General features: G+C 75.3%; 2 protein-coding genes and 1 pseudogene. All 3 read left to right on the forward strand.

What is annotated here, in order from left to right; all coding sequences use genetic code 11:
* Window positions 1-67 precede the first annotated feature (67 nt).
* The 3 genes and pseudogenes from K4G22_RS27275 (at window position 68) to K4G22_RS27285 (ending at window position 23,608) form a co-directional block, all read left to right on the forward strand.
* Window positions 68-6,580, forward strand: coding sequence for a type I polyketide synthase (locus K4G22_RS27275; protein ID WP_228083112.1), 6,513 nt, complete (start codon window positions 68-70; stop codon window positions 6,578-6,580).
* Between the two features lie 80 nt (window positions 6,581-6,660).
* Window positions 6,661-14,019, forward strand: a pseudogene (locus tag K4G22_RS27280) (type I polyketide synthase); the annotation flags it as partial.
* 241 nt (window positions 14,020-14,260) lie between these two features.
* Window positions 14,261-23,608 carry a type I polyketide synthase gene (locus K4G22_RS27285; protein WP_228083114.1) on the forward strand — a complete coding sequence of 3,116 codons (9,348 nt, stop codon included), beginning with the start codon at window positions 14,261-14,263 and terminating at the stop codon, window positions 23,606-23,608.
* The last annotated feature ends 56 nt before the right edge of the window (window positions 23,609-23,664 follow it).

The following is a 23,664-nucleotide window of genomic DNA, read 5'->3' on the forward strand; positions in this document are numbered from 1 at the left end:
GGCCGGGAGACGACCGCCGCGCGCACGGCCATCGACGTCACAGAAATGGGAAACGGAGATCACCGGCATGACCACCTCCTCCGATGAGATCATCGAGGCACTTCGGGCATCGCTCACCGAGAACGAGCAACTGCGCCAGCAGAACGAAGAGTTGATCGCCACCGCGCAGGAGCCGATCGCGATCGTGTCGATGAGCTGCCGGTTCCCCGGCGGCGCCGACTCCCCCGAAGAACTGTGGCGGTTCCTCCTCGACGAGGGGGACGCGGTCTCCGGCTTCCCGGACGACCGTGGCTGGCCGCGGAGCGAGGGCGAGGGCGCCTTCGTGCGGGGGGTGGACCGGTTCGACGCCGGGTTCTTCGGGGTCTCGCCCCGCGAGGCGCTCACCATGGACCCCCAGCAGCGGCTGCTGCTGGCCACCTCGTGGGAGGCCATGGAACGCGGCGGCCTGGTCCCCACCGAGCTGGTGAACAGCCTCACCGGCGTCTACCTGGGCGCGACGGCCACCACCTACGGGCAGGGCGCCGAGGAGGAGATCAAGGGCAGCGAGGGCCACCTCGTCACCGGCGTCGGCATGTACTCCATCGCCGGCCGGCTCTCCTACACCTACGGCTTCCAGGGGCCGGCCGTCACCGTCGACACCGCCTGCTCCTCGTCGATGGTCGCCATCCACCAGGCGGTCCAGGCGCTGCGCGCGGGCGAGTGCGCCCTCGCCCTCGCCGGCGGGGCGACGGTGCTGGCCACGCCCGACATGTTCACCAGCATGAGCACCCTCGACGTGCTGACCTTCAGCGGCCGTTGCCGCTCCTTCGCCGCGGCGGCCGACGGCACCGCGTTCTCCGAGGGCGTCGGCGTGCTGGTCCTGGAACGGCTCTCCGAGGCCCGCCGCAACGGGCACCCGGTGCTGGCCGTGATCCGTGGCTCCGCGATCAACCACGACGGGCCGAGCAACGGGATGACCGCGCCCAACGGTCGCTCCCAGCGCAAGGTCATCCGGCAGGCGCTGGCCAACGCCCGGCTGGCGCCCGAGGACGTGGACGTCGTCGAGGCGCACGGCACCGGCACCACGCTCGGCGACCCCATCGAGGCCCAGGCCCTGCTGGCCACCTACGGCCAGCGGCCGGCCGGCGCCGACCCGCTGTGGCTCGGCTCCATCAAGTCCAACATCGGCCACTCGCTGGCCGCCGCCGGCGTCGCGGGCGTCATCAAGATGGTCCTCGCCCTGCGCAACGAGGTGCTGCCCAGGACGCTGCACGTCGACGAGCCGTCCCCGCACATCGACTGGAGCGCGGGCGAGGTGCGGCTGCTTGAGGAGGCCAGGCCCTGGCCCCGGGGCGACCAGCCGCGCCGCGTCGCCGTCTCCTCGTTCGGCATCAGCGGCACCAACGGTCACCTCATCATCGAGGAGGCGCCGTCAGCCCCCGCCCGGCCGGCCGACGCCGGAGGGGAAGCGGCCGACGCCACCCGCTGGCGCACCCCGGTCCAGCCGTGGCTGGTCTCCGCCAAGTCCGCCGAGAGCCTCGCGGCCCAGGCCGAGCGGCTCGCCGGATTCGCCGAGCCCCGCACCGACCTGGAGCCGGCCGCGGTCGCCAACGCGCTGGCCCGGCACCGCGTGGCCTTCGACCGGCGCGCCGTCGTGGTGGGCTCGACCACCGAGGAGTTCGTCGCCGGGCTGCGGGCGCTGGCCGCCGGCGAACCGGCCCCCCACGTGACGGCGGGGACGGTCGGCAAGCCGGGCCGTGTCGCCTTCGTCTTCCCGGGGCAGGGCGCCCAGTGGGCCGGCATGGCGCACGAACTCCTCGACGCCTCCCCGGTGTTCGCCGCCGAGATCGCGCGCTGTGAGGAGGCGTTCGCCGCCGAGGTGCCCTGGTCGCTGACGGAGGTGCTGGCGCGGGCGCCCGGCGCCCCCGGGCTCGACCGGGTCGACGTCGTGCAACCCGTGTCGTTCGCCGTGATGGTCGCGCTGGCCGCGCTCTGGCGCGCGCACGGCGTCGAGCCGGCCGCCGTGGTCGGCCACAGCCAGGGCGAGATCGCCGCCGCCCATGTCGCCGGGGCGCTCAGCCTCAGGGACGCGGCGCGCGTCGTGGTGCGGCGCAGCGCCGCCATCACCAAGCTCGCCGGGCGCGGCGCCATGGCGTCGATCGGGGTCTCCCGCGACGCCGTCGCCCAGCGGATCGCCGCCTGGGAGGGGCGGCTGTCGCTCGCCGCGGTCAACGGGCCCAACTCGACCGTGGTGGCGGGCGATCCCGAGGCGCTCGAAGCGCTCGTCGCGGCCTGCGAGGCCGACGGGGTGCGGGCCCGCCGCATCGCCGTGGACTATGCCTCGCACTCCCCGCAGATCGAGGAGATCGAGGACGACCTCCGCCGCCAGCTGGCCGACGTCGAGCCCACCGAATCACCCGTGCTGTTCTGCTCCACCGTCACCGGCGAGCCCCTGGACACCGCCGGACTCGACGCCGACTACTGGTACCGCAACCTGCGCCGTCCGGTCGAGTTCCAGGCCGCCGTCGACCATCTGCTGGCCGCTGGCTACGGCTCGTTCGTCGAGGTCAGCTCGCACCCGGTGCTGAGCCTCGGCCTGACGGAGACCGTCGAGCGGGCCGAGGCGAGCGCCGTGGTGCTGCCCACCCTCAAGCGGGACAACGGCGGCCCCACGCAGTTCTTCCTCGCGCTCGCCCAGGCCCACGCCCACGGCCTGCCGGTCGACTGGACGCCGGCGCTGCCCGTCGCGCCCGCCGCCCTCGAAGTGCCCACCTACGCCTTCGCCAGGGACCGCTACTGGCTCTCCCCCTCAGGGCGGGTCGGCGACCTCGGCGCCGCCGGCATCGCCGAGGCCGGGCACCCGCTGCTCAGCGCGCTGCTCGCGCTCGCCGACGGCGACACCGTGGTCCTCACCGGCTGCCTGTCGCTGACCGCCCAGCCGTGGCTTGCCGGGCACGCCGTGGAGGGCAGCGTGCTGCTGCCGGGCGCCGCCTTCGCCGAGCTCGCGGTCCGCGCCGGCGACGAGGTCGGCCTGCCGCATGTGCACGAACTCACCCTGGAGGCGCCCCTGATCCTGGACCAGGGGGCGGAGCGTCAGCTCCAGGTCAGGGTCGGCCCGCTGGACCCGGCCGGCAGCCGTCAGGTCAGCGTCCACTCGCGGCCCAGGGGGGAGGACGACGCCCCGTGGACCCGGCACGCCAGCGGTCTGCTCGCCGACGACGGCCAGCCCGTGCCGGCGCCCGAGTCCACCGTCTGGCCCCCGGCCGGCGCCGAGGCCGCCGACACCGAGGACTTCTACGACCGGCTGACCGGCACCGGCTACCAGTACACCTCCGCCTTCCGCGGCCTGCGAGCCGCCTGGCGCCGTGGCGACGAGGTGTTCGCCGAGGTCGAACTCCCCGACGAGCACCGCGAGTCGGCGTCCTCGTTCGGCATCCACCCGGCGCTGCTCGACGCCGTCCTGCACACCGGGCTGCTGCGCGCCGGCGACCAGGTCGACGGCATCGAGGTCCATCTGCCCTGGGTCTGGCGCGGGTTCACCCTGGCCGCCACCGGCGCGACGGCGCTCCGGGTGCGGTCCGCGCTCACCGAGGACGGCAAGCTCACCGTCAGCGCCACCGACCCGGACGGCTCGCCCGTCCTCGCCGTGGAGTCGATCGTCAACCGGCCGGTGGCCTCGCTCGGCGGCGCGGGCGACAGCGGCGGCCCCGACCTCTCCGACGCGCTCTTCCGGCTGGCGTGGGAGCCGCTGGGGCAGCCGGCCACGGCGGTCGCGAGCGGCGACGTCGCGGTCCTCGCCCCGCACGGCACCGGCGACCAGGGGCTCGGCCTCGAAGGGCTCCCGGCCTACCGGAGCCTGCCGGAGCTGGCCGAGGCCGTCGACGCCGGCCGGCCCCTGCCCGGCACGGTGCTGCTGCCCTGCCCGCCGGCGATCCGCGCCGACAACGTCCCCACGGTCGACCCGGACGCCGCGCGCGGCACCGTGCTCGACACCCTCGAACTCCTCAAGGACTGGATCGACGACGCCCGTTGGACGTCCGCCCGGCTGGTCCTGGTGACCAGCGGCGCGGTCGCCACCGCCGTCGGCCAGGAGGTCGGCGACCTCACCGCCGCCGCCGTGCGCGGCCTGGTGCGGTCCGCCTCCGCCGAACACCCGGGACGCTTCGGGCTGCTGGACACCGGCGCCGGGGGAGTGGACCTGACCGGCCTGCGGGCCGCGCTCGACTGCGGCGAGAGCGAGGTCGTCGCCACCCGCGACGGCGAGCCCCTGGTGCCCAGGCTGCGGCGGATCGACTCCGGCGCCGGCCTGGTGCTGCCCGCCGACGAGGGCTGGCGCCTGGCCTGGACGGGCTCCGGCTCCCTGGACGACATGGCGCTCGACCCCGCCCCCGACGTGTGGGAGCCGCTGGGCGAACGCCAGGTCCGCGTCCGGGTCCGCGCCGCCGGCCTGAACTTCCGTGACGTGGTGACCGCCCTCGGCATGCTCCAGGTCGACGACGCCGCTGGCGCCGAGGCCGCCGGCGTCGTGGTGGCGACCGGCGCCGGCGTCACCGGCGTGGCCGTGGGGGACCATGTGATGGGCGTGACCGCCGGCGCCTTCGCGTCCGTCAACGTGGTGGACGAACGCCTCCTGGTGCCCGTGCCGCGCAACTGGGCCTGGGAGACGGCGGCGTCCCTGCCGGTCGCGTTCGCCACCGCCTGGTACGGGCTCGGCGACCTCGCCGGGCTGAGCGCGGGGGAGAAGGTGCTGGTGCACGCCGGCGCCGGCGGCGTCGGCATGGCCGCCATCCAACTCGCCCGCCACTGGGGCGCCGAGGTGTTCGCCACCGCCCACCCCGACAAGTGGCATGTGCTGCGCGGATTCGGCCTCGACGACGACCACATCGCCTCCTCCCGCGACCTCGTCTTCGAGAAGCAGTTCGGCGAGGTCACCGACGGTCGCGGCATCGATGTCGTGCTGAACTCCCTCGCCGGGGAGTTCGTCGACGCCTCGATGCGGCTGCTCGGCACGGGGGGCCGCTTCCTGGAGATGGGCAAGACCGACATCCGCACCGCCGAGCAGGCGAGCGCCGTCCGCGACGACGTCTCCTACGCCGCCTTCGACCTCTCCGAGGCCGGGCCCGAGCGGCTCAACGCGATCCTGCGCCTCGTGGTGTCCGCCCTGGAGGAGGGCCGGATCGCGCCGCTGCCGATCCGCACCAGGGACATGCGGCGCGCCCCCGAGGTGTTCCGCTGGATGGCCCAGGGCCGGCACATCGGCAAGAACGTGCTGCGGGTGCCCGGCACCCCGGCCACCGGCACCGTGCTGATCACCGGCGGCACCGGCACCCTCGGCCGGCTGATCGCCCGGCGCCTCGTCGAACGCCACGGCGTGCGCCATCTGCTGCTGGTCAGCCGCAGGGGCGAGCGGGCGCCCGGCGCCGATGAGGCGCGCCAGGAGCTGGCCGAGCTCGGCGCCCACGTCACCGTCGCGGCCTGCGACACCGGGGACCGCGCCCAACTCGCCGCGCTCCTCGCCTCGTTGCCCGAGGACGCCCCGCTGAGCGGCGTGGTGCACGCGGCCGGTGTGCTGGACGACGGCATGATCCACTCCCTGGAGCCCGGGCAGGTCGACCGCGTGCTGCGGCCCAAGCTGGACGCCGCCGTGCACCTGCACGAGCTGACGGCCGGCCTGGACCTGGAGTGGTTCGTGATGTTCTCCTCGGCGGCCGGCCTCTTCGGCGCCAGCGGCCAGGGCAACTACGCCGCAGCCAACACGTTCCTCGACACCCTCGCCTACCACCGCCAGAGCCTCGGCCTGCCAGGTGTCTCGCTGGCCTGGGGCCACTGGCAGCAGGCCAGCGAGATGACCGGCCACCTCAGCGACAGCGACCACCAGCGGATGGCGCGCGGCGGCATGGCCCCGATGTCGAGCGAGCGCGGCCTGGAGCTGTTCGACGCCGCGCTCCGCACCGACGAGCCGCTGCTGTTGACCGCCCCGCTCGACGTGCGGGCGCTCCAGGGCGCGGCCCCCGAGCAGATCCCGCCGCTGATGCGGGCCCTGGTCCGGCCCGCCAGGCGGCAGGCCGCCGGCCGGCAGGTCTCCTCCCTCACCGACCGGCTGGCCGCGCTGCCGGCCGCCGAGCGGGAACGAGAGGTGACCGACCTGGTGCGGGGCCAGGCGGCCACCATCCTCGGGCACGGCTCGCGCAAGGCGATCGACCCCGAACGCGGCTTCCAGGACATGGGGTTCGACTCCCTGACCGCCGTGGAGCTGCGGAACCGGCTCAGCGCCGACACCGGCCTGCGGCTGCCGGCCACCCTCATCTTCGACTACCCGACGCCGGCGGCGCTCGCGGCCCTGCTGCTCTCCGAACTCGCCCCCGACACCGAGCCCGAGACACCGGGGGACGCCCGCGAGGCCGAGGTCCGGCGGGCCCTGGCGACCCTGCCGATGGAGCGTTTCGAGGAGGCCGGGATCGCCGATGTCCTGCTGCGGCTGGCACGCGGTGACGACCCGTCCGCCGGCGGTTCGGCCGCCGACCCAACGGCCGATCGGACCATCGGCGAGATGAGTGCCGACGACCTCATCAGCCTGGTCCTGGGCGACAACGAATCCTGACCGTCGAGGAGTGGAATCTCATGACCAGCTCAACCCCGCCTTCCGCATCGGGCGGTTCCTCCACAGCCTCTCCCGACAAGCTGCTCCAGGCCCTGCGCGCCTCGGTCGCCGAGGCGGACCGGATGCGCAAGCAGAACCAGAAGCTGCGCGCGGCGGCCAGTGAGCCGATCGCCATCGTCGGTCTTGGCTGCCGCTTCGCCGGCGGCGTCGACACCCCCGACAAGCTGTGGGAGGTGCTCGCCGAGGGCCGGGACATGGTGGGCGCCTTCCCCGAGGACCGCGGCTGGAACGTGTCCGCGATCTACCACCCCGACCCGGACCACCCGGGCACCACCTATGTCCAGGGCGGCGCCTTCATCAAGGACGTCGGCGACTTCGACGCCACCCTCTTCGGGATCTCCCCGCGCGAGGCCCTCGCGATGGACCCGCAGCAGCGGCTCTTCCTGGAGATCTCCTGGGAGGCGCTGGAGCGGGCCGGCATCAACCCGCTGTCGCTCAAGGGCTCGGCCACCGGCGTCTTCGCCGGTGCCATCGCCACCGAGTACGCCACCAACTGGGAGGCGCTGCCGGCCTCGGTCGAGGGCTATGTCAGCACCGGCAGCATGACCAGCGTCGTCTCCGGCCGGGTCGCCTACACCCTGGGCCTTGAGGGCCCGGCCGTCTCCGTCGACACGGCCTGCTCCTCGTCCCTGGTCACCCTCCACCTCGCCGTCCAGTCGCTGCGGCAGGGCGAGTGCGACCTCGCCCTCGCCGGCGGCGGCACCGTGCTGCCCACCCCCTACGGCCTGGTGGAGCTGAGCCGCCAGCGCGGCCTGGCCGAGGACGGCCGCTGCCGCGCCTTCTCCGCCGACGCCGAGGGCTTCGGCTCCGCCGAGGGCAGCGCCGTGCTGCTGCTTGAGCGCCTCTCCGACGCCCGGCGCAACGGCCACCAGGTGCTCGCCGTGGTGCGTGGCTCCGCCGTCAACCAGGACGGCGCGTCCAGCGGGCTGACCGCGCCCAACGGCCCCTCCCAACGGCGCGTCATCCGGGCCGCGTTGAACAACGCAAGGCTGACGCCGGCCGAGGTCGACGTCGTCGAGGCGCACGGCACCGGCACCTCGCTCGGCGACCCCATCGAGGCCCAGGCCCTCATCGCCACCTACGGCCAGGACCGGGGTGCGGGCGACCCGCTGTGGCTCGGCTCGGTCAAGTCCAACATCGGGCACACCCAGGCGGGCGCCGGCGCCGCCGGCATCATGAAGATGGTGCTCTCCCTCCAGCACGAGACCCTGCCGAAGACGCTCCACGCCGAGGTGCCGTCGCCCCATATCGACTGGGACGCGGGCGAGGTCCGCATCCTCACCGAGAACAGGCCCTGGGTCCGGGGCGAGCGGCCCCGGCGGGCCGGCATCTCCTCGTTCGGCATCAGCGGCACCAACGCGCACGTCATCCTGGAGGAGGCGCCGCGCTTCGAGGCGCCCGAGCCGGCCCCCGCCGAGGACAGGGGCCCGGCCGTGCTGCTGGTCTCCGGCCAGGACGAGCGGGCGCTGCGCGCCCAGGCCGCCAGGATCGCCGACTACGTCGACCGGCACCCCGAGGCGACGCCCGCGGCGCTCGCCGCCTCCCTGGCCCACGGCCGGGCGGCGCTGACCCGCCGTGGCGCGTTCGTGGCCACCGACCGGGCGGCGCTGCGCGACGCCCTCGACGCCCTGGCCACCGGCCGCGCCGCGCCAGGGCTGGTCGAGGGCACCGCCCAGACGGCCACCAGGGAGGTCTTCGTCTTCCCGGGCCAGGGCTCCCAGTGGGCCGGCATGGCCGTCGAACTCCTCGACGGCACGCCCGAGTTCGCCACCGCGTTCACCGAGGCGGCGGCGGCGGTCGAGGCGCTGGTGGACTGGCGGGTCGAGGAGGTGCTGCGCGGCGCGCCAGGCGCGCCCGACCTGGCCCGGGTCGACGTGGTGCAGCCGGTGCTCTTCGTCGTCATGGTGGCGCTGGCCGAGCTGTGGCGGTCCCACGGCGTGCGGCCGGCCGCCGTCGTCGGCCACTCCCAGGGCGAGATCGCCGCCGCCGTGGTGGCCGGTGCGCTGACCGTGGCGGACGGGGCCCGCGTCGCGGTGCTGCGCAGCCGCGTCATCGGCCAGCGGCTCGCCGGCTCCGGCGGCATGGTGTCGCTGGCCAGGGGCCGCGCCGAGGTCGCCGAGCTGATCGAGCGCTGGGGCGAGCGGCTGTCCGTCGCCGCCGTCAACGGCAGCGGGTCCACCGTCGTCGCCGGCGAGGTCGGCGCCGTCGACGAGCTGCTCGCCGTCTGCGAGGCCAGGGACATCCGCGCCCGGCGCGTCCCCGTCGACTACGCCTCGCACTCCCGCCAGGTCGACTCCGTGCGGGACGAACTCCTGCGGGAGCTCGGCGAGATCACGCCGGCCGCCGGCAGCGTGCCGTTCTACTCCACCGTCGGCCGCGACCAGGGTCCCGTCGACACCACCACCCTCGACGCCGCCTACTGGGTGCGCAACCTGCGGGCGACCGTCGAGTTCGAGAGCGCCACCCGCGCCCTGTGGGACGCCGGCCACACCGTGTTCATCGAGTGCAGCCCGCACCCGGTGCTCTCCGCCTCGATCGAGGAGACCACCGAGGGCGAGGGCGTCACCATCGCCTCGCTCCGCCGCGACCAGGGCACCCCCGAACACTTCCGCACCTCCGTCGGCGAGGCGTGGGTCGCCGGCGTCGCCGCCGACTGGGCGGGCCTCTGCCCCGGCCCCGGCGTCCCCAGCGGCGAGCTGCCCACCTACGCCTTCCAGCGGCAGCGCTACTGGCTGGCACCCGCCGTGATGTCGACCGACGTCCCGCAGGCCGCCGGCGACACCCTCGACGCCCGCTTCTGGGAGGCCGTCGAACAGGGCGACGCCGCGGCGCTCGCCGCCGAACTCGGCGTCGCCGCCGACCGTCCCCTCGACGAGCTGCTTCCCGCGCTCGCCGAATGGCGCTCGGGCAACCGCACCCGGCAGACCCTCGACTCCTGGCGGTACCGCGTCACCTGGAAGCCGCTCCCCGCCGCCTCGGCCGAACTCGCCGGCACCTGGCTGCTGGTCGTGCCGGCCGAGGGCGACGAGACGATCGCCACCGTCGCCGCCGGACTGCGGGACGGCGGCGCCGAGACCGTCGTCGTCCACCTGGACGACCCGGCGCTGACGCGGGAGGGCCTCGCCACCCGACTCACCGACCTCGGCGCGGCCCTGCCCACCCTCTCCGGCGTGCTCTCGCTGCTCTCCCTCGACCAGGAGACCGCGCCCGGACATCTGCTGACGCTCGTCCAGGCGCTCGGCGACTCCGGCCTCGGCGCGCCCCTGTGGCACGCCACCAGGGGCGCCGTCGCCGCGACCCCGGCCGATCCCGCGCCAGACCCGCACCAGGCCGAGCAGTGGGGCCTGGGCCGGGTGGCCGGCCTTGAGGCGTTCCACATCTGGGGCGGCCTGGTCGACCTGCCCGAGGAGCTCGACGAGCGGGCGCTGTCCCGGCTGGTCGCCGTCCTGGGCGGAACGGACGACGAGGACCAGATCGCGATCCGCGCCACCGGCGTCCTCGGGCGGCGGCTGCTCCCGGCCCCGCTGGGCGACCGGGCCCCGGCCGGCACCTGGCGGCCGACCGGCACCGTGCTGATCACCGGCGGCACCGGCAACCTGGGCGCCCATCTGGCGCGCTGGTTCGCCCGGCGCGGCGCCGAACACCTGCTGCTGGCCAGCAGGGCGGGCGAGGAGGCCCCTGGCGCACGCGAACTGCGGGCCGAACTCGCCGCCACCGGCACCCGGGTGACCATCGCGGCCTGCGATGTGGCCGTCCGCGACGAGGTGGCAGCGCTGCTCGACGGGATACCGGCCGACCTGCCGCTGACCACCGTCCTGCACGCCGCCGGCTCGACCGAGGGCGTGCCGTTGGACGCCATGCGCCCCGAGGACCTGCGGCGCATCCGAGGCGCCAAGGTCCTGGGCGCCCACCACCTCGACGAGCTGACCGCCGACGACGAGCTGGACGCGTTCGTGCTCTTCTCCTCGCACTCCGCGATCTGGGGCGGCGGCAGCCAGGGGGCCTACGCCGCGGCCAACTCGCACCTCGACGCGCTGGCCGAGCGGCGCCGCGCCCGGGGCCTCACGGCCACCTCGGTCGCCTGGGGCCTGTGGGACAGCGGGGCGCTCAGCGAGGACACGGCGTTCATGGAGAGCATGCGCAGGCGAGGCGTGCGCGCGATGGTTCCCGAGGTCGCCCTCGCCGCCCTCCCGCAGGTCGTGGAGGAGGACGAGACCACCCTTGTCGTCACCGACATGGAGTGGGAGACCTTCGCCACCAGCTTCACCACGACCCGTCCCAGCCCGCTGCTGTCCGACCTGCCGGCCGTCCGCGCCGCCCGCCAGGCGGAGGCCGACGCCGGCGCCGCCGGCGCCACCGGCGCGGAGGCACCGACCAGCGAGCTGGCCCAGCGCCTGGCCGCGATCTCGCCGGCCGCGCAGGAGAAGCTGCTCCTGAAGTTGGTGATGGAGCAGGCGGCGGCGGTCCTCGGCCACGAGACCACCGAAGCCATCGGCTCCCGGCAGCGCTTCCTCGACATCGGCTTCGACTCGCTGACGATCACCGAGCTGCGCAAGCGGCTGGCCGGCGCCACCGGCCTCAAGCTGCCCGCCTCGCTCGTCTTCGACCAGCCCAACCCCGCGGCCCTGGCGCGTTTCCTGCGCGACCAGCTCGTGGGCACCGCCGTGGAGAGCCGCCCCGAGCCGAAGCCGGCGGCCGTGGCACCCGACGACGACCCGATCGTCGTGGTCGGCATGAGCTGCCGGCTCCCCGGCGGCATCGAGGACCCCGACGCGCTGTGGCGGGTGCTGATCGACGGCCGGGACATGGTCGGCCCGCCCCCCGAGGACCGGGGCTGGGGCGACCCGGACGACGAGGAGGAGCACTCGCTGCTCGGCGACGCCGTCCGCCGCATCCGCGAGGCCGGACTGCTGGAGCGCGTCAGCGAGTTCGACCCCGAGTTCTTCGGCATCTCCCGCCACGAGGCCGTGGTCCTCGACCCGCAGCAGCGCATCCTGCTCGAACTCGCCTGGGAGGCCCTGGAGCACACCGGGGTGAACCCGAGGGCGGACCGGGAGACCCGCGTCGGCGCGTTCACCGGCATCACCTCGCAGGGCTTCAACCCCGGGCCCCGCATCCCCAAGGAGAGCCAGGCGTACCTCGGCGCCAGCGTCGCCCCGGCCTTCGCGTCCGGGCGCCTCTCCTACCTGCTCGACCTCAACGGTCCGACGCTGACCGTCGACACCGGCTGCACCTCGTCCGCCGTCTCCCTGCACCTGGCGACCCAGGCGCTGCGGCGCGGCGAGTGCGATGTCGCCCTCGCCGGCGGGGTCACCGTCCTCGCCTTCCCCTACGCCTGGCACCAGCTGACCGGCGGCGCCGCCGAGGACGGCCGGTGCAAGCCCTACTCCGACGACGCCGACGGCCCGGGCTGGGGCGAGGGCGGCGCCATGGTCGCCGTCGAACGCCTCTCGCGCGCCCGCCGGTTGGGGCACCAGGTGCTGGCGGTCATCCGTGGCTCGGCCGTCAACCACAAGGGCGCGAGCAACGGCCTGACCGCCCCCAACGCCCGCTCCATGCAGGACCTGTTCGAGCACGCGCTGGCCGACGCCGGCCTGGCGCCGGCGGAGATCGACGCCGTCGAGGGCCACGGCACCGGCACCAGGCTCGGCGACTCCGTCGAGCTGGAGGCGCTGCTCGCCACCTACGGGCAGCACCGCACCGAGCCGCTGCGCCTGAGTACGGTCAAATCCCATATCGGGCACCCGCAGAACGCCTCCGGCGTCACCGGCGTCATCAAGGCCATCCTCTCCATGCGGCATGGCGCGCTGCCCGCCATGCTGAACGTGAGCAAGCCCGTCACGGACGTCGACTGGAGCGCGGGCGCCGTCGAGCTGGTCACCGAGACCCAGCCCTGGCCGCAGCGCAAGCGCATCCGCCGGGTGGGCGTCTCCTCCTTCGGGGCGAGCGGCACCCAGGTACACCTCATCCTGGAGCAGCCGGAGCCCGACCCGGAGCCGGCGGCGAAGCCGGCGGGCGAACCCCTGCCGTTCCCGGTCTCGGGGCTGACGCCGGCCGCGCTGCGCGCCCAGGCGCGCCGCCTACGGGAGCACCTCGCCGGCCGCCCTGACGCCTCCCTCCAGGACGTCGCCTTCACCCTGTCGTCACGCGGGGTCTTCCCGCACCGCGCCGTCGTCGTCGCCGGTGACCTGCGGGAACTCGTCGACGGCCTGCGGGAGGTGGAGAGCCGCCCGGTCTCCGACCTGTCGGTGCTCCTCACCGACCAGGAGACCAAGGAGCGGCGGGCGGTCGTGCTCTTCGCCGGCGCCAACGGGGGCGACCACACCGAGCTGTACAAGACGTTCCCCGTCTTCGCCGACGCCTGGGACGAGGCCAGGGGCGAACTCGACCTGCACCAGGCGAGCGGCCCGGCGGCCGACGCCTTCGCCTGGGAGGTGGCGCTGTTCCGGCTCTACGAGAGCTGGGGCGTGGTGCCCGACCAACTGCTCGTCTCGGGCGCGGGCGGCCCGGCCGCCGTCCACGCCGCCGGCTGGCTGCCGCTCGCGAACGCCGCCGCCGTGGTCTCGGCCGGCGCCGCGGAGAATCCGGAGGTGCTGGGCCGCACCCTGGCCCGGGTGCGGATCGGCACCCCGGCCGTTGAGCTGCGGGTCGCCGGCACCGGGGCCGAGGTGACCGCGGCCGACGTGAGCGAGCCCGAGTTCTGGCGGTCCCTGCCGGCCGCCCCCACGACCCCCGACCCGGAGGTCCTCGTCCTGTCCGCACCCGGTGCGCGCGAGGCGATGGACGACGTGGCCGACCTCTTCGAGCACGGTGGCGACGTCACCTGGGCCGAGGTCTTCCAGGGCCGGGGCGTGCGCCTGACGGAGCTGCCGACCTACGCGTTCCAGCGGGAGCGCTACTGGCTCGGCGAGCCGACCGCTCCGTACGACGCGGACGACTACCGCCACTACAACGCCGTTCCCACCCCAACCTTCAAGAGGAAGCTCATGCTGGACGAACAGCGCCGCAAGGACATCATTCTCGACTACTTCGCCAAGCTCAACGCGGGCAAGCTGGAGGACGTGCTGGCCCTCTTCGACGAGAACGCCGTGGTCGAGGACCCCTACGGCCAGGCCAAGCACGAGGGCGCAGCCGCGATCCGGGCGTTCTTCACCGACGTCGTCCTGGCGAGCGAGATCGAGATCGAGCCGGGCCGGCTCTCCGCCGCCCTGGACGGCCGGACCATCGCGGCGCCCGTGGCCGCCGCGCTCAACGACATCACCGACCCCGACCGGCCCCGGGGCATCATCAGGGCGATCGACATCTTCGAGGTCGGCGCCGAGGGGCGCATCGAGAACATGAAGGTCCTCTACGGCCTCAGCGACCTAGAGCGCAGCTGACGGCCGAGCGCACCGGGCGTCCGATCCGCTCGGACGCCCGGCGCCGGCACGTCCCGAGGGCCGCCCCAGGTCACCACCCCCGGTGGTGGCTGGGGTCCGACCCAGGGCCGACTCCGGGGCGAACGCCACGGCCCGCCCACAGAATCGAATCGGGATACCGGCGGAATCACCAGACCGCGACGCGACGGCGCCGTCGCGGCGGCGCAGACGACCCCCCACGGCACCGGCGGGAGCACATCGCATGACGAAGGAATCCGGACGCTCAGAGGGTGCACGCACGACGCGGACGCACGGACAGGCGCCGATCGCGGTCGTCGGCGTCGCCTGCCGACTGCCAGGGGCCGTGGACCCCACCGAGTTCTGGCGACTGCTGCGCGACGGCGTGGACGCGGTCGGCGAACTCCCCGAGAGCCGCGCCCGGCACGTCGACACCCCGGTCCAGGGCGGCTTCCTCGACCGCGTGGACCTGTTCGACCCGGAGTTCTTCGGCATCTCGCCCCGCGAGGCCGTCACCATGGACCCCCAGCAGCGGCTGATGCTCGAACTGGCCTGGGAGGCGCTGGAGAACGCCGGCACCGTCCCCGACCGGATACGCGACTCCCGCACCGCCGTCTACGCCTCGGCGATCTGGGACGACTACGCCGAACTCGCGCACCGGCGGGGCGGGGCGGCGCTCACCCACCACACCTTCACCGGCACCCGCCGGGCGATGCTGGCCAACCGCGTCTCCTACGCCCTCGGCCTGCGCGGCCCCAGCCTCACCGTGGACACCGGCCAGTCGTCGTCGCTGGTCGCCGTCCACCTCGCCTGCGAGAGCCTGCGCGCGGGCGAGATCGACGCGGCCCTCGTCGGCGGCGTCAACCTCGTGGCCGCCCCCGGCTCCACCGCGACCTCGGCCCGGATGGGCGCGCTCGCCGCCAGCGGCCGGTGCCGCACCTTCGACGCCGGGGCCGACGGCTATGTCCGCGGCGAGGGCGGCGCCGCGCTGCTCCTGAAGACGGTGGAGCGCGCGGTCGCCGACGGCGACACCGTGTACTGCGTGATCCGTGGCAGCGCCGTCAACAACGACGGCGGCGGCGACTCCCTCGGCACCCCGCGCCCCGAGACCCAGGAGGAGGTGCTGCGGCTGGCGTACGAGCGGGCCGGCACCGACCCCCGCCGGGCGCGCTATGTCGAACTGCACGGCACCGGCACCCCCACGGGGGACCCCGTGGAGGCGGCGGCCCTCGGCGCCGTGGTGGGCGCGGGGCGCCCGGCCGGCGACCCGCTGCCCGTCGGCTCGGTCAAGACCAACGTGGGCCATCTGGAGGGGGCGGCCGGCATCGTCGGCCTCCTCAAGGTCGCGCTCAGCATCCACCACCGGGAGCTGCCGCCCAGCCTGCACTTCACCGCGCCCAACCCCCGCATCCCGCTCGACCGGCTGAACCTCAGGGTGCGGACCGAACACGGTGCCTGGGCCGCGACACCGGGCCAACTCGTCGCCGGCGTCTCCTCGTTCGGCCTCGGCGGCACCAACTGCCACGTGGTGCTCGCCGACTTCGCCGAGGGCGGCAGGGCCACCCACCGCACCACCGCGCCGGCCCGCCCGCTGCCCTGGGTGCTCACCGGACGTGACGCCAGGGCGCTCGCCGCCCAGGCGGACCGGCTGCGGCACGCGCTGGAGTCCGCCCCGGGCGAGGTGACGCCGGGCGATGTCGGCCTCTCGCTGGCCACCACCCGCGCCCACTTCGCCCACCGCGCCGTGGTCGTCGGCGCCGACCGCGACGAGCTGCTGAGGTCCGTCGCCGACCTCGCGGCCAACGAGCCGGCCCCCGAGCTCGTGCGCGGCGTCGCCGGTACCACCGGGGCCGGCCCCGTGCTGGTGTTCCCGGGGCAGGGCGCGCAGTGGGCCGGCATGGGCCTCGAACTGGCCGAGGACTACCCGGTGTTCGGCGCGGCGCTTGGGGAGTGCGCGGCGGCGCTGTCGCGGTGGGTGGACTGGGACGTCTGGGAGGAGCTGCGGGGCGATCTGTCGCGGGTCGATGTGGTGCAGCCGCTGTCGTGGGCGGTGATGGTGTCGCTCGGCCGGCTGTGGGAGTCGTTCGGAGTCACGCCGGCGGCCGTGGTGGGCCATTCACAGGGGGAGATCGCGGCGGCCGTGGTGGCCGGCGGGCTCTCCCTCGACGACGGTGCTCGCGTGGTGGCGGTGCGGTCCCGGGTGATCGCGAGGAAGCTGGCGGGCCGGGGCGCGATGGCGTCCGTCGGCCTGTCGGTCGCCGGCGTCGAGGAGTGGCTCGACGGCGTGCCCGGCGTCTCCGTCGCGGCGGTGAACGGCCCCGACTCCACGGTGGTCGCCGGCGGCGTGGCCGCGTTGGAGCAACTGCTGGAGCGCTGGGAGGCCGCGGAGGTGCGGGTGCGCCGGGTGGCGGTGGACTACGCCTCGCACTCGGAGCATGTGGAGGGCGTGCGGGAGGAGTTGGCCGAGGCGCTGGCGGAGGTGAGGGGGCGGGAGTGCCGGGTGCCGTTGCGTTCGACGGTGACCGGCGAGGTGGTGCGCGGCGCCGAGCTGGACGCGGGGTACTGGGTGCGGAACCTGCGGCAGACGGTGCGCTTCGCCGACGCGGTGCGCGCGCTGATCGCCGAGGGCCACACCCACTTCGTCGAGGCCAGCCCGCACCCCGTGCTCTGCGCCCCGATCGTGGCCACCGCCGAGGCGGTGGACGTGGAGGTCGCCGCCGTCGGCAGCCTGCGCCGCCAGGAGGGCGGCGGCCGGCGGTTCCTGGCGAGCGTCGCCGAGGCGTGGGCCCGTGGGGTGTCGCTGAACTGGGAGACCGCCTTCGACGGCCTGGGCGCGCGGCGCGTCCACCTGCCCACCTACGCCTTCCAACGCGACGGCTACTGGCTGCCCGAGGGCGACGCCGGCGACGTCACCGCCCCGCCGCCCGCCGTCGCGGCGCCCGACCGGGACACCGCGACCCCGGCGGCTGGCGCCCGCGCCGGTGAGCTCGCGACCGGCGACCGGGCCCAGCAGCGTCGACGCCTGCTGGACCTGGTGCGGCGCCACGCCGCGGCCGTGCTGGGCCAGAGCGACGCCGGCCGCGTCGCCGAGGCGACGACGTTCAAGGACGCCGGCTTCGACTCCCACATGTCCGTCGAGCTGCGCGACCGCCTCGGGCTCGCCACCGGGCTGCGGCTGCCGTCGGACACGCTGTTCTCCTTCCCCACGCCGGCCACCCTCGCCGAGCGCCTGCGCGCCGAACTCGCCGGCGACGACGCCCCGTCCGCGGCGGGCACCGGGACGGGCCAGGCCGGCACGACCCCCGACGACGAGCCCATCGCCATCGTCGGCATGGCCTGCCGCTTCCCCGGCGGGGTCGAATCGCCCGAGGACCTGTGGCGGCTCGTCGCCGCCGGCGAGGACGCCATCGGCGACTTCCCCACCGACCGGGCCTGGGATCTGGAGTCCCTCTTCGACCCCGACCCGGAGCACGGCGGCACCTCCTACACGCGGCAGGGCGGTTTCCTCGGCGGAGCCACCGGGTTCGACCCCGCGTTCTTCGGGATCTCGCCGCGCGAGGCGCTCACCATGGACCCCCAGCAGCGGCTGCTGCTCGAAGTCTCCTGGGAGGCCATCGAGCGCGCCGGGATGCTCCCCGAGACGCTGCGCGGCACCCCGACGGGCGTCTTCGTCGGGGCCATGGCCCAGGAGTACGGCAGCCGCCTCGACGCGGCGCCCGAGGGCTTCGAGGGGCAACTCCTCACCGGCAGCGCCAACAGCGTCCTCTCCGGCCGCATCGCCTACACCCTGGGCCTCAAGGGCCCGGCGATCACCGTGGACACGGCCTGCTCCTCCTCGCTGGTCTCCCTCCACCTCGCGGCCCAGGCGCTGCGCCAGTCGGACTGCTCCATCGCCCTGGCCGGCGGCGTCGCCGTGATGGCGAGCCCCGGCATCTTCCTGGAGTTCAGCCGCCAGCGCGGTCTCTCCCCCGACGGCCGCTGCAAGGCGTTCGCCGCCGGCGCCGACGGGACCGGCTGGGCCGAGGGCGTCGGGATGCTGGTGCTGGAGCGCCTCTCCGAGGCGCGCCGCAACGGGCACCGGGTGCTCGCCGTGGTGCGCGGCTCCGCGATCAACCAGGACGGCGCCTCCAACGGCCTGACCGCGCCCAACGGCGCCTCCCAGCAGGAGGTGATCCGCCGGGCGCTCGCCACGGCCGGGCTGACCGCGGGGGACGTCGACGCCGTGGAGGCGCACGGCACCGGCACCACGCTGGGCGACCCCATCGAGGCACACGCCCTGCTCGCCACCTACGGGCAGGGGCGGACCGCCGACGACCCGCTGTACCTGGGGTCGTTGAAGTCCAACATCGGGCACGCCCAGGCCGCCGCCGGCGTGGGCGGCGTCATCAAGATGGTGATGGCGATGCGGGACGGCTCGCTGCCGAGGACGCTGCACGTCGACAAGCCGTCGTCGCACGTGGACTGGACCCTGGGCGCCGTGTCCCTGCTGGCCCAGGGCCGGCCCTGGCCGGAGCGCGACCGCCCCCGGCGCGCGGGTGTCTCCTCCTTCGGCATCAGCGGCACCAACGCGCATGTGATCCTCGAACAGGCGGCGGCGGACGAGCCGGCGGACGAGCCGGCCGGGCCGGCGCCCTGGCCGCTGCTGTGGCCGCTCTCCGGCGCCTCGGCCGAGGCGCTGGCGGCGCAGGCCGCCAGGCTCGGGGAGTTCGCCGCCGATGACGCGGCCCCGCCGGCCGACATCGGCCTCTCGTTGGCGACGACCAGGGCGGCGTTCCGGCACCGGGCCGTGGTGACGGGCCGGCAGCGCGCCGAACTGCTGGCCGGCCTCGCCGGACTGGCGGCCGGCGAGCCCCCGCCCGGCGTGGTCGCCGGGCAGACCCTCCCGGGCGCCGACAGTCTCGGCCCGGTGTTCGTCTTCCCCGGCCAGGGCTCGCAGTGGATCGGGATGGGCCTGCGCCTGGCCGACGAGTTCGAGGTGTTCCGGCAGGCGCTGGCCGACTGCGAGGCGGCGCTCGCGCCCCATGTGGACTGGTCGCTGCGCGAGGTGCTGGCCGACGAGGAGCGGTTGGCGCGGGTCGATGTCGTCCAACCGGCGCTGTGGGCCGTGATGGTCTCCCTGGCCCGCCTCTGGGAGTCCTTCGGGGTGCGGCCGGCCGCCGTGGTCGGCCACTCCCAGGGGGAGATCGCCGCCGCCGTGGTGGCGGGCGCGCTCTCCCTGACCGACGCGGCCCGGGTGGTCGCGCTGCGCTCCCGCGCCATCCGGCAGCGCCTCGCTGGCCAGGGCGGCATGGCGTCGGTCGCGCTGGAGCGCGCGGACGCCACCCGGCTGCTCGCCCCCTGGGCGGGCAGGCTCTCCGTCGCCGCCGTCAACGGCCCCCACTCCACGGTGGTGGCCGGCGAGGTCGAGGCGCTTGAGGACTTCGTCGCCCACTGCGAGAAGGAGGACGTCCGGGTCCGCCGGATCGCCGTGGACTACGCCTCGCACTCCGCCCAGGTGGAGATCCTCCGCGAGGAACTGCTCCAGGCCCTGGACGGTCTCGAACCCGGCCCGGTCCGGCTGCCCTTCGTGTCCACGGTGACGGGAAAGCCGCTGGAGGGACCGGAGTTGGACGCCGACTACTGGTACACCAACCTCCGCTCGACCGTCGAGTTCGCGGACACCGTGGCGACCCTCATCGACCAGGGCCACGGCCTGTTCGTCGAGAGCAGCGCGCACCCCGTGCTGGCCATGGCCATCGAGGAGAACGCCGACGCCGGTGTGGTCGCCGTCGGCACGCTGCGGCGCGACGACGGCGGGGCCGACCGCTTCGTCAGCTCCCTGGCCCAGGCGTGGGCCGGCGGGGCCGACGTCGACTGGGCGGCCGTCCACCCCGGGGCCAAGGCGGTGGACCTGCCCACCTACGCCTTCCAGCACCAGCGCTACTGGCTGGCCGCCCCGGCGGCCGGTTCGGAGCGGCGGGACCACCCGCTGGCCGAGACGGTGGTGCCGCTCGCGGAGGGCGGCGGCGCGCTGCTGGTCGCCACCCTGTCGCGTTCCACCACCCCCTGGCTGGCCGATCACGCCGTCGACGGTCGGGCGCTGCTCCCCGGCACCGGCTTCATCGAGCTCGCCCTGCGGGCCGGCGCGGCGGTCGGCTGCGGGCGGCTCGCGGAACTGACCCTCAAGACGCCGCTGTGGCTCCCCGAACGCGGGGCGGTGCGGCTCCAGATCGCCGTGGCGGCGGCGGAGGACGCGGCGGGCGCCGCCCACACCTTCACCGCCCACTCGCGCCCCGTGGACGCCGACCAGGACGCGCCGTGGACCAGCCACGCCACCGGGGTGCTCGCCCCCGCCGAGGCGGCCGAGCCCGCCGGGACCGACGCGTGGCCGCCGGCCGAAGCGGAGCGGGTGGACATCGAGGACCTCTACCCGCGACTGGCCGCCCTCGGCTACCACTACGGCCCGGCGTTCCAGGGCGTGCGGGCCGCCTGGCGGCGCGGCGACGAGGTGTTCACCGAGGTCGCGCTCGCCCCGGACCAGCAGGCCGAGGCCGCGCACCACGGTCTGCACCCGGCGCTCCTGGACGCCGCCCTGCACGGCGCGCTGCTCGACTCCCTGGACCGCTCGTCAGGACAGGTGGCCCTGCCGTTCGCGTTCGCCGGCGTCGAGCCGCACGCCACCGGGGCGACCACCGCGCGCGTCCGGATCACCCCCCAGGGGCCCGACACCGTCAGCCTGCGCCTGACCGATGCCGCCGGCCGCGTCATCGCCGTCATCGAGTCGCTTGAGATGCGGGCCGCCCAGAGCGCCGCCGCGCCCGTGGACGGGCTCTACCGGATCGACTGGGTGCCGGCCGCCGAGGTGCCGCCGGCCGCCGAGGCGGCCGACCGGTATGTGCTCGACCCGGACGCGCGGGATCTGAGCGCGCTGCCCGTGCCGCCGCCGGCCACCGTCGTGCTGCCCGTCCGGGCCGGACGGCCCGTGGCCGAGGCGGTGGGGGCGGCCCTGACGCTGCTGACCACCTGGCTGGCCGACGAGCGGCTCACCGGTTCCCGGCTGGTCTTCGCCCTCACCGGCGACGCGCCCGAACAGGCCGCGGTCGCCGGGCTGGTGCGCACCGCGCAGAACGAGCAGCCGGGCCGGTTCACCCTGGTACACGCCGTGGACGACGCGGAGTTCGCGGTCAGCGCCGTCGCGGGCGGCGGTGACGAGCCGGAGGTCAGGGTGAACGGGGAGAGCTCGTTCGTCCCCCGGCTGGCCCGCGCGACCCGGCCGTCGCTGAACGTGCCGGAGAGGCCGTGGCGGCTTGGCGCCTCGGGCGGTGCGGGGGACATCGTCGTGGCGCTGCCGTCGGACCGCGCCGAGGCACCGCTGGCCGAGGGCCAGGTGCGGGTGGCGGTGGGCGCCGCCGGGCTGAACTTCCGTGACCTGGTCGTCGCCCTGGAGATGGTGGCCGGCCTTGAGGGCGTGGGCGTCGAGGGCGCCGGCACCGTCGTGGAGGCCGGCCCCGGGGTGACCCGACTGGCCGTCGGGGACCGGGTGATGGGCATGCTGCCGGAGTCGATGGGCCCGCTGGCCGTCGCCGACGCCCGCACGCTGATCCGGCTGCCCGACGGCTGGACCTTCGAACAGGGCGCGTCCGCCCCGGTCACCTATCTGACGGTGTGGCTCGGACTGGTCGAAGGCGCCGGGCTGGGCAGGGGCGACCGTGTCCTGATCCACGCCGCCACCGGCGGCCTGGGCCTGGCTGCGGTCCGGGTGGCCCGCCATCTCGGAGCCGAGGTCTTCGCCACCGCGAGCCCGGCCAAGCACCACCACCTGCGCGCGCTCGGCCTGCCCGAGGACCACATCGCCAACAGCCGGAGCCTCGACTTCCGCGACCGGTTCCTCGCCACCACCGGCGGCGAGGGCGTGGACGTCGTGATGAACGTCCTCGCCGGCGACTTCACCGACGCCTCGCTCGATCTGCTGCCGCGCGGCGGCCGGTTCGTGGAGATGGGCAAGACCGACATCCGGGATGCGGCCACCGTCGCCGCCGCGTATCCCGGGGTGCGCTACCAGTACTTCGACCTGATGTCCGAGCACCCGGACGCCATCGCCGGCGCCCTGGAGCGGCTGGCCGGCCACTTCGCCGACGGCGACTTCCCGCCGCCGCCGATCACCAGCTGGCCCATGGAGGCGGCCCCCGACGCCTTCCACACCCTGCAACGGGCCCAGCACGTCGGCAAGTTGGTGCTGACCAACCGCCGCCCCTGGCACCCGGACCGCACCGTGCTGATCACCGGCGGCACCGGAACGCTCGGCGCGCTGCTGGCCCGGCACCTCGTCACCCGGCACGGCGTCCGTCACCTGCTGCTGACCAGCAGGCGAGGGCCGGCCGCCGACGGGGCGCGCGAACTGGTCGAGGAGCTCACCGCACTGGGCGCCGAACCCCGGGTGGTCGCCTGCGACGCCGCCGACCGGCCGGCCCTGACCGGCCTGCTGGCCGCCATCCCCGGGGACTGTCGGCTCGGCGCGGTGATCCACGCCGCCGGCCTGCTGGACGACGCCACGGTCGAGGCCATGACGGTCGAACGCGTCCAACGGGTGCTGCGGGCCAAGACCGAGGCGGCCCTGCTGCTCGACGAGTTGACCCGGGGCCTGGACCTGGACGCGTTCGTGCTCTACTCCTCGGTCGCCGGGGTGCTCGGCACCGCCGGCCAGGCCAACTACGCGGCGGCCAACGCGGCGTTGGACGCCCTGGCCCGCGACCGGCACCGGCGCGGCCTGCCCGCCGTCTCCCTCGCCTGGGGCCTGTGGCAGGCGGCCAGCGGCATGACGGGACACCTGGACGGCCAGGACGTGGGGCGCCTGTCCCGCACCGGGGTCGCCCCGCTGGAGGCCGCCGAGGGCCTCGCGCTCTTCGACCAGGGGGTCGCCGACGGCGGCGCCGGCCTGGTGGCGGCCCGGCTCGACCTCGCCGGGCTGCGTGAGCAGGCGGCGGCCGGCGAACTCCCCGCCGTGCTCAGGGGCCTGGTCGGCACCGTCCGCCGGCGCGCCGAGCCGGCGGCCAACGCGCCCACCACCTCGGGCGATGGCACCCTGGCCGAACGGCTCTCGGGCGCCGCCCCGGCGGAGCGCCGACGCGTCCTGCTGGACCTGGTGCGCCTCCACGCGGCGACCGTGCTGCGGCACGGCACCGGCGGCGACATCGCCCCGGAACAGCCGTTCCGCGACATCGGGTTCGACTCCCTCACCGCCGTGGAACTGCGCAACCGGATCAACGCCGCCGCCGGGCTCCGGCTGCCGAGCACCGTGATCTTCCGCCATCCGACCCCCGCCCAGCTCGCTGACCGGCTGGCCACGGAACTGTTCCCCCAGCAGACGACGTCCCCATCCCAGGGAGTGCTCACCGAGCTGGACCGGCTGTCCACCGCGCTGCGTGAGATCCCGTCCGAGGCGGACGACCGGCGGGTCATCGGGGATCGGTTGCGGGAGCTGCTGAGCGAGTTCGAGCCGAAGGGCGAACCGACCGTGGACATCACGCTGTCCGACGGGGCTCGCGAGAGACCCCGACCCCTCGTGGACGAGGACCTGCTCGCTCTGATCGACAAGGAGCTGGGAACCGAGTGAGCGACCCACGAGGAGTGTTACCCGGGCGTCGCGGCCCGCCGGCCGCGACCGCCCCA

Origin of the sequence: Streptomyces profundus, from assembly GCF_020740535.1 — a bacterium.
GTDB lineage: Bacteria > Actinomycetota > Actinomycetes > Streptomycetales > Streptomycetaceae > Streptomyces > Streptomyces profundus.

What these genes read in the sequence shown, in the direction of transcription:
- K4G22_RS27275 (WP_228083112.1), top strand. Translation starts at nt 68, where the DNA reads ATGACCACCTCCTCCGATGAGATCATCGAGGCACTTCGGGCATCGCTC.
- K4G22_RS27285 (WP_228083114.1), top strand. Translation starts at nt 14,261, where the DNA reads ATGACGAAGGAATCCGGACGCTCAGAGGGTGCACGCACGACGCGGACG.